The following is an 8092-nucleotide window of genomic DNA, read 5'->3' as shown; positions in this document are numbered from 1 at the left end:
TGCTGCATGGCGCGTTCCAGCAGGCGTTCGCAGTCGCTCGAGAGTTCACAGTACGTACGAATTTGGCGCGGTCCCATCTGTGCATTCGAGTAGATGCGTTCACCAGCGGCGGCAAAGCGATTCAGTTGTACTTCGCGGGCGCGCAACACACGCTCGCGAATTGAAGCCGAGTCTTCGGGAGTGCTGTTACCGCGCAGTTCTTTGTAATTAACGGCAGGAACGTCGATGTGAATGTCGATGCGGTCCATCAGCGGCCCAGAGATCTTTGAGACGTAGCGCTGGATCATCTCGATGCTGCATTTGCAGTCCCGACTCGCGTCGTTGAAATAGCCGCAGGGGCAGGGGTTCATCGCGGCTACGAGCATGAATCGTGCGGGGAAGGTTAATGACATCGCCGCTCGGGCAATCGAGACCTGGCCATCTTCCAGCGGCTGCCGCATTACTTCGAGAACATTGCGTGGGAATTCCGGAAGCTCGTCAAGGAACAGCACGCCGTTATGAGCGAGGGAAACCTCGCCTGGGCGGGGAATCATGCCTCCGCCAATGAGACCAGCATCGGAGATCGTGTGATGCGGCGCGCGGAACGGGCGGACACCGACCAGTCCCGCTCCGGGATCAAGCACGCCTGCGACGCTGTGAATCTTGGTCGTGTCCAGCGCCTCGTCAAATGTCAGCGTAGGAAGGATTGTCGGCAGGCGCTTTGCCAACATGGTCTTTCCTGATCCGGGAGGACCGATCATTAGGATGTTGTGTCCGCCGGCGCTGGCTACCTCCAGTGCTCGCTTTGCGGATTGTTGTCCGCGCACGTCTTTGAAGTCGACGGTGAACTGCTGTGCGCGATCGAGCAACTCAGCCGTGTTGACCTCAACGGGAGCGACGCCGTTTCCATGATTGATTAGCTCAATGACCTGAAGCAGCGAACGCACTGGATATACCTTGATCCCACTCACTACAGCAGCTTCGCGAGCGTTGGTTTCGGGCACGACAAGATTGGGAATCTTGCGCGCTCGCGCGGCGATCGCAATGGGCAATGCTCCTCGAATGCCGCGAACACTGCCGTCGAGCATCAACTCGCCAACGAAGACATAATCGGGCAGTTCGGTCTTCAGCAGTCCGCTATAAGCGCCCAGGATGCCCATCGCCATCGGCAAGTCGAACCCTGAACCCTCTTTCTTGAGATCGGCAGGAGCCAGGTTGATGGTCACTTTGGTCTGTGGCATCTCGCGGCCGCAGTTTTTCAGTGCTGCCTGGATCCTTTGCTTACTCTCACGGACAGCGGCGTCCGGCAATCCGACGGTCATGAAGTTTTCTTTGTCGCTGCGATGCTCCCCGACGTCGACTTCCACGTCGATCAGGCTGGCATCGATGCCATAAACGGCGGCGCTGAGAGTTCGAAAGAGCATGCGCGCAGGGAGTATAAACCAGACCCGAGCTCAGTGCGATTCTTTACAATGACAAACTCAAGATGAAAACCTGCATCACAGCCGCCCGGCTCTTTACTCCAACCGAAGTCATTGAGAGCCCCATAGTTGTGATTGAAGATGGGACTGTCCAAAGGCTGGGGCCACGGAGCAGCATGGAGGTGCCGGCAGGCGCTCGACACCTTGATTTTCCCGATTTGGTTATTGCTCCTGGTTTCATTGATATCCATGTGCATGGCGGAGCCGGCCACGACGTGATGCAGGACGACCCCTCGGGTCAGATCGGCTTCGAGAAGGCGATGGCAAAACACGGTGTGACCAGCTATTTGCCCACGACGGTGACAGCTTCGATGGATCGCATTCTGGGAGCGGTCGACCGTTTAGGCAACATCATCTCGGCGGAGGTTGCGGAGCACGCGCATGTAGGCGCGCGTCCATTGGGGATTCACCTGGAAGGTCCATTTATCAGCCCGGCGAAGTGTGGGGTTCACCCTCGTGAGTTCCTGATGGCGCCAACACAGGATCTCTTCGAGAGGATTCTCGACGCCAGCGGCGGCACGCTGAAGATGATGACCATCGCTCCTGAGCTTCCGGGAGCTGCGGAAGTCATTCGTCACGCACGCGAGCGGGGGGTCTATACGAGCATTGGGCATTCCGACGCGACATTTGAGGAGGCAGGGAGGGGAATCGCCGCCGGTGCCATAAGCGCAACGCATACGTTCAATGCGATGCGCGGGTTAGATCATCGCGAGCCCGGGATCCTAGGGGCTGTGCTGAGCGATGATCGCGTGATGGCCGACATCATCGCCGACGGGGTACACGTCGCCCCCGCGATTGTTGAAGTCTTTCTCAAGTCTAAGGGAGTGGACCGGGCGGTGCTCATTACGGATGCGATCAGCGCCACCGGAATGCCGGACGGAACCTATCAGCTCGGTCCGTTCGAAGTTGAAGTGCGTGGTGACCGGGCTGAATTCCAAGGAAGGCTAGCCGGCAGCGTTCTCACGCTGGACCGTGCCGTACGGAATGTGATGAGCTTCGCTAATTGGACGCTTCAACAGAGCGTGATTCTGGCGACACGAAATCCGGCGCAGCTGATCGGAGCAGATGGCAAGGGCGAACTCGCGGCTGGAAGCGACGCCGATCTCGTTCTACTCTCGGCGAAAGGCGACGTGGCGCACACGATCGTGAGCGGACGGATGGCCAACGAATAAGCCACCATCGAGTTCGCTAGAATCAGAAACTCATGCATACGAATAGCCAATCGAAGCCCGACAAGAACGGTTTTCCTCACTACATGCTCAAGGAGATCTACGAGCAGCCCGAGGCGGTACGGGAAACCATCGAGGCGTGCGTCAATAGCGCGGGGCATATAGCGCTGCCGGGATCGGGGATCAGCGATGAGGAAGTAAGGAAGCTGCGGAAGATCGATATCGCGGCTAGTGGAACGAGCCGGCATGCCGGGCTCGCCGGCGAGTTCATGATCGAGCGTATGACCGGCATACCGGTAGAAGTCGATTTCGCCAGCCAATACTGCTATCGCGATCCCATAGTGGAGCCTTGTGAGCTCGCGGTGTTTATCTCGCAGTCCGGCACGACGGTCGATACGGTCGCGGCGTTGCACGTTGCGCGCAACAAAGGCGCGAAGACTCTGGCCATTTGCAACGTAGCCGATACGCCGCTCACGCGTGATGCGGACGCTATGCTGCTCACCTACGCAGGCATTGAGACGTCGATTGCGGCGACGAAGAGCTTTACCACACAACTGACTGCCCTCTTCTTGTTGGCAGCCCATATTGCCCGCGTGCGAGGAAGCTCCGACGCTGCGGTGGACGCGGCATTACGCAAGGCGCGGAAGCTACCCGATGAGCTTCAGCGCGTGTTGAAGCAGGATCAACAATGTCTGGCCCTTGCCCGCGTATTTGCTCAGTATGAATCGTTCCTGTTCTTGGGGCGTGACATCGATTACCCGATCGCGCTCGAGGGTGCACTCAAGCTGAAAGAAGTCTCATACATCCATGCTGAGGGATATCCGACTGGTGAGATGAAGCATGGGCCGAGCGCGATGATCGACGAGAGTTTGCCGTTGGTTGTGCTCGCAACGCGTGACAAGTCCGATCCAGCTTCTCGTCTCCGCTATGAGAAGACGATCTCAAACATCCGCGAGATCGGCGAGCGCGGTACTCCGGTGCTTGCGGTGATCAGCGAAGGCGATACCGAGACGCCCAAGGTGACGAAACATGTGGTTGAAGTACCGGATGTTCCGGTGTTGTTACAGCCCATTCTGGAAGTTGTGCCGCTCCAGCTTCTTGCGTATCACGTGGCCGTGCTGAAGGGCAGGGACGTGGACCAGCCACGGCATTTGTCAAAATCGGTTGTAGTGGAGTGACGCCTCTTTCATTGTCATTCCGAACCGCCGTTTTTTGGCGGTGAGGAATCCCTACTGTACCCATGCACTCTCGTGCATACAGGCATGGGTTACCGCGCGCAGCATGGGTACTATAGGGATTCCTCGCTTCGCTTCGGAATGACAAAGACGTAAAGCTACCGTTCAATCGCCATCGCCACGGAATTTCCGCCGCCCAGACAGAGCGCCGCGATTCCTTTGTGCGCATTCCGGCGAATCAGTTCATAAAGCAACGTCACCAGTACACGCGCGCCGCTCGCTCCTATGGGGTGGCCGAGCGCGACGGCTCCGCCATTGACGTTCACTTTGTCCATATCGATGCCGAGCTCGCGCACGACTGCGACCGACTGTACGGAGAATGCCTCATTGAGTTCATAGAGATCGACGTCGTCCGCTTTCCATCCCGTTTTCTGCCAAAGTTTGCGGACCCCGTCGACGGGCGCCATCATTACCCACTTCGGATCGACTCCACTGGTGGCTTGCGCAACGATGCGTGCCATTGGTTGTAGCCCGAGATCTTTGGCCTTGCGGGCAGGCATCACTACCACTGCGGCCGCTCCGTCGTTGATCGTTGAGGCATTGCCTGCGGTTACGGTGCCGTCTTTCTTGAACGCGGGCTTCAGGGATCGAAGCGTCTCGGCGGTCGTGTCCTCACGCGGACCCTCATCTTTTTCGAAGATCACTGCCGGATCGCCCTTCTTGCGCGCAGGAAGTTCCACGGGCATGACTTGCGATTTGAAGCGGCATTCCTTCCACGCCTGAATCGCTTTGCGATGCGAGTTCACGGCAAACTCGTCCTGTTGCTCTCGCGTAATGCCGTACTTCTCGGCAACGTTCTCGCCGGTCATTCCCATGTGGTAGTTGTTGTAAACGTCCCAGAGGCCGTCGTTCACCATCGAATCAACGATTTGTGAATTGCCCAGGCGATATCCTTTGCGCGCCTGTGGCAAGAGATAAGGAGCGTTTGTCATTGACTCCATGCCGCCGGCCACTACGATTTCCGCATTCCCGGTTTGAATGCCTTGCGCCGCAAGTCCAATTGCCTTCAGTCCCGAGCCACAAACTTTGTTTATGGTGAGTGCGGCGACTTCAGGCGGCAGGGCTCCGCCAAGGGCCGCCTGTCGCGCAGGATTCTGTCCCAAGCCCGCAGAGATCACATTGCCCATGATGCACTCGTCTATTAGTTTCGGATCGAGATGGGCACGGCTAACAGCTTCTTTCACCACCAATGCGCCTAGCTGCGGCGCGCTGAGGTCGGAAAGAGATCCTTGAAACTTGCCGATTGGAGTTCGTACTGCAGAAACGATGACTACGTCTTCCATGATGGCCTCAACAGAAATGTGCAGTTCACAACAGATCAGGGACTATCGAACTGGATTGGCTGAAAGCCAAACCATCCATTATAAGATGGCCTGCATGAGCGACTTGATTCACGAGGAACTCGATTGAACGATTCCATTACTTCCCCTTCAGCCCTGTCTGGAACTCTTGGGCAGCCGATTGACGAGGAGTCTCAGCGCCCTCCGCTCTGGCAATACGGTTATACGTTCGCATTGGCTGGTGTGATGCTGTTCATGTCGTACAGCGGAGCCGATAAGCAAGGAGAGTTCGCAAAGCGATTCGGTCATGTTGTCTTTTACAGCGTCACGATTGCTACAGAGTTGGTGCTTCTTGGCCTGACGTATTTGGGAATGCGCTTCGCGCGAATGAAGCTGCGCGAAGTGGTTGGTGGAAGATGGAGTACGTTTGAGGATTTTCTGCTCGACGTTGCGGTTGCCTTCGGATTTTGGATTCTCTCGTACGCCGTGCTTATCGGATTGGGCTATGCCATGCACATGGCAAGTCCCGGCGCGCTTGATGAAGGAAAGAAGACGATTCAACTGCTAGCTCCGCGTAGTGCAGCCGAACTCATTCTTTGGATCTGCATGAGCACGACTGCAGGCTTTGTTGAAGAGATCGTCTTCCGCGGATATTTTCAGCGACAATTCTCGACTCTGTTACGCAACGTGTGGGTGGGCATGCTGGTCTCGGCTGCGATCTTCGGTCTTTCGCACGGATACGAGGGCAAACAACGCATGTTGCTCATTTTTGTTTACGGCGCAATGTTTGGTACGTTGGCCATTCTGCGGAAGAGTCTGCGTCCGGGAATGATGGCGCATGCATGGCACGACAGCTTTCAGGGAATACTTCTGATGATCGCGCAAAGGCTGATAAAAAGCGGGGTAATCAAGTGATCGAAGAATTCTGGCGAGTGCGATTCTTCACTCGAACGCATCACGAATCGCTCGCGAAAACCTTCCTCGCGTAATTTTTTACGCGACGTAGAACTCAAAGAGCAACTTACGTCAACCATTTTTTGCTTGACATAGTTTTTCAATGACTCTATACATTCAACAATTGCAACAAAAGATCGTTGCGAACTCGATTGAACAATCGAAAGGGAGAATAGAAAATGGCAACCAAGAAGAAAGCCGCGAAGAAGACAGCAAAGAAGAAAAAGTAAGAGCTGTCAAGGCAAAGTAGAAACGGGGGACGCGAAGAGCGTCCCCTAAAGTTTTTTACGAGGCAATTCTTCGAACCTCCTACCTCGTTCCACGGGTGAAAGCTCCAATCTCTGCCCGAGTAGGACCCGGGCTAATCAGCGTCCTGAGAGACAGTGGCAGGTCGTACGTTTCGGTTTGCCAGCACACGATCGACAACTCGAAATCCAAACAACAGCGTGAGGATGGCCGCCATTATTTCCGGTCGGGTGAGATCGCGCTTCACCAACCACCAGAAGTGGACGACACCCGCGATTGCACTCGCATATACCAGCCGGTGCAAGGCTTGCCACCGCTTCCCTCCAAGCCAGCGAATGGACGCTGCCGTGGAAGTAAGCGCCAGCGGAAGCATGAGCGTCCATGCTGTCATTCCCGCAGTGATGAATGGACGCTTGTAGATGTCTTTCACGATTTCATGCACGTCGAAGAACTTGTCAAACCACAAATACGTCATCAGGTGAAGGCAGCCGTAAAGGAACGCGAACAAGCCGACCAACCGGCGGAAACGAATGAGCCAGTTGATGCCTGTGATTTTTCGCAACGGGGATATCGCGAGAGTAGTGAGCAGAAGGTACAGCGTCCAGTGGCCGGTTGAGAGCGTGACTTCGCTAAGCGGGTTGGCCCCAAGCTCATCGTGAGTTGCCTTCCAGGCAAGAAGACTCACCGGGCAAAGGCAGAGCGCCCAAACGATTACTTTCAGCAGGACAATCCAACGACGCGACATTCAGAAGTGCTTTTTCAAGTCCACGCCGTTATAAAGGCTCGCGACCTGGTCGCCATAGCCGTTGAACATCAGCGTCGGACGCTTGCGAAACTCGCCGATGCGCCGCTCCGTAGCCTGGCTCCAGCGCGGATGATCGACATTGGGATTCACGTTCGAGTAAAACCCGTATTCGTTAGGCGCTGCTTTGTTCCAGGCCGTCGGCGGCTCATAGTCGACGAAGTCGATTTTGACAATGGACTTGATGCTCTTGAAGCCGTACTTCCATGGAATAACGAGGCGGACTGGAGCTCCATCCTGATTCGGGAGCGTTTCGCCATAAAGGCCGAACGTGAGCAGCGTGAGAGGATGCATCGCTTCGTCCATACGCAGTCCTTCCGTATATGGCCAATCCAGGACGGGGGCGCGCTGGCCGGGAAATTGGCCGAGGTCCATGAGCGTTGTGAACATCACGTACTTCGCTTTTGATGTGGGCTGGAGTTGATTGATCAGATTGCTCAGCGAGTAGCCGACCCAGGGAATCACCATCGACCAGCCTTCGACGCAACGATGGCGGTAGATGCGATCTTCAAGGGCTGCCAGCTTCATCAGCGAATCGACGTCGTAGGTTTTCTTCTCCTTGACAGCTCCACCTACCTTCACTGTCCACGGGCTAGTGCGGAATTTGCGGGAGAGGTCTGCAGGGCCGTATTTGTCTGTGCTGAATTCGTAGAAGTTGTTGTAGTTGGTGATGTCCTTGAAGGGCGTCTGAGTTTCGTCGGTGCTGAGAGGACTCTTCGTGGTTGTGAGTTTCGTATTTGCGCTCACCGTCTGGGACGGCTTTACCATGTCGCAGCCCCCCGTCGCGACAGCAGCTCCGAAGAGCGCAGCGCTCGTCACGAACTTTCGCCGGTCCATGTACAGCGATTTCGAAGTGATTTCCGAGGAAGGTATATCTGAAGGCTTTTTGATCAGCATGATTCTGAGGTCCCGAGAATTAGATTCTCTAGAAGTACGAGCGTGACAG

Annotated in this window: 8 protein-coding genes; 4 read left to right on the top strand and 4 right to left on the bottom strand. The window is 55.9% G+C overall.

What is annotated here, in order from left to right; all coding sequences use genetic code 11:
• Window positions 1-1403 (bottom strand): YifB family Mg chelatase-like AAA ATPase (locus VNX88_15205; protein HWY70017.1); only part of this gene is annotated, 1403 nt, incomplete at its 3' end.
• A gap of 62 nt (window positions 1404-1465) precedes the next feature.
• Here VNX88_15205 and nagA point away from each other — a divergent pair.
• Window positions 1466-2632 carry an N-acetylglucosamine-6-phosphate deacetylase gene (gene nagA, locus VNX88_15200; GenBank protein ID HWY70016.1) on the top strand — a complete coding sequence of 389 codons (1167 nt, stop codon included), beginning with the start codon at window positions 1466-1468 and terminating at the stop codon, window positions 2630-2632.
• A gap of 32 nt (window positions 2633-2664) precedes the next feature.
• Window positions 2665-3807, top strand: coding sequence for a glutamine--fructose-6-phosphate transaminase (isomerizing) (gene glmS, locus VNX88_15195; GenBank protein HWY70015.1), 1143 nt, complete (start codon window positions 2665-2667; stop codon window positions 3805-3807).
• A 155-nt stretch (window positions 3808-3962) separates the two neighbouring features.
• On the opposite strand, the gene VNX88_15190 is transcribed toward glmS, so the two are convergent.
• Window positions 3963-5147 (bottom strand): acetyl-CoA C-acetyltransferase, encoded by a 1185-nt coding sequence (locus tag VNX88_15190; GenBank protein HWY70014.1) that lies wholly within the window; start codon window positions 5145-5147, stop codon window positions 3963-3965.
• Between the two features lie 123 nt (window positions 5148-5270).
• Here VNX88_15190 and VNX88_15185 point away from each other — a divergent pair, with 123 nt between their 5' ends.
• The gene (locus VNX88_15185; protein ID HWY70013.1) at window positions 5271-6059 is read left to right on the top strand and encodes a type II CAAX endopeptidase family protein; all 789 of its coding nucleotides are present in this window, start codon (window positions 5271-5273) and stop codon (window positions 6057-6059) included.
• Between the two features lie 142 nt (window positions 6060-6201).
• Window positions 6202-6348: a hypothetical protein gene (locus tag VNX88_15180; GenBank protein ID HWY70012.1), complete on the top strand. Its 147-nt coding sequence runs from the start codon at window positions 6202-6204 to the stop codon at window positions 6346-6348.
• 111 nt (window positions 6349-6459) lie between these two features.
• Here the strand turns inward: VNX88_15180 and VNX88_15175 are convergent, their stop codons facing one another.
• Complete coding sequence (locus VNX88_15175) at window positions 6460-7089, bottom strand: protein-methionine-sulfoxide reductase heme-binding subunit MsrQ (protein HWY70011.1); 630 nt, start codon at window positions 7087-7089, stop codon at window positions 6460-6462.
• The gene (gene msrP, locus VNX88_15170) at window positions 7090-8043 is read right to left on the bottom strand and encodes a protein-methionine-sulfoxide reductase catalytic subunit MsrP (GenBank protein ID HWY70010.1); all 954 of its coding nucleotides are present in this window, start codon (window positions 8041-8043) and stop codon (window positions 7090-7092) included. It abuts the gene before it with no gap.
• Window positions 8044-8092: the final 49 nt, after the last annotated feature.

Source organism: Terriglobales bacterium, from assembly GCA_035567895.1.
Lineage (GTDB): Bacteria > Acidobacteriota > Terriglobia > Terriglobales > Acidobacteriaceae > Gp1-AA112.
This window is presented reverse-complemented; position numbering and strand designations above follow the sequence as displayed.

Bases quoted from the DNA above. Each gene is read 5' to 3' on its own strand.
- msrP (HWY70010.1), bottom strand. From the start codon at position 8,043: ATGCTGATCAAAAAGCCTTCAGATATACCTTCCTCGGAAATCACTTCG.
- VNX88_15190 (HWY70014.1), bottom strand. From the start codon at position 5,147: ATGGAAGACGTAGTCATCGTTTCTGCAGTACGAACTCCAATCGGCAAG.
- VNX88_15180 (HWY70012.1), top strand. From the start codon at position 6,202: ATGACTCTATACATTCAACAATTGCAACAAAAGATCGTTGCGAACTCG.
- glmS (HWY70015.1), top strand. From the start codon at position 2,665: ATGCATACGAATAGCCAATCGAAGCCCGACAAGAACGGTTTTCCTCAC.
- VNX88_15175 (HWY70011.1), bottom strand. From the start codon at position 7,089: ATGTCGCGTCGTTGGATTGTCCTGCTGAAAGTAATCGTTTGGGCGCTC.
- nagA (HWY70016.1), top strand. From the start codon at position 1,466: ATGAAAACCTGCATCACAGCCGCCCGGCTCTTTACTCCAACCGAAGTC.